General features: G+C 58.9%; 1 pseudogene. It reads right to left on the reverse strand.

Annotation, left to right across the window (positions count from 1 at the left end):
• Nucleotides 1-314: pseudogene (locus E0D98_RS26315) on the reverse strand (hemagglutinin); the annotation flags it as partial.

Genomic DNA, 314 nt, shown 5'->3' on the forward strand with positions numbered 1-314 from the left:
CTCACCGGCTTACCGTACATCTGTGTGGCTATCATTCCCACCACCTCGCCGGTGGCTGCGCCTGCGGCACCAGCCAGAGCATTCTTACCCTGTGCCAGAGACAGGGCTGCATTCACTACTGCATGAGTTGCCACACGTCCCGCACCGTCCGGGGTGGTCTGTTTGATAATTTCAGCAATATACGGTACTGCACCACCTGCCAGGGCTGCACTCAGATTACCGCCGGCCAGCCCCTGTACTGCTGCCGTTGCGGCCTGTATCGCCTGCTGGTATTTGCCTCCCGTTCCAAAACCTGAGGCCGCCATACCGTTATT

It is taken from the genome of Escherichia sp. KCJ4928, from assembly GCF_004352695.1.
Classification (GTDB): Bacteria; Pseudomonadota; Gammaproteobacteria; order Enterobacterales; family Enterobacteriaceae; genus ECMA0423.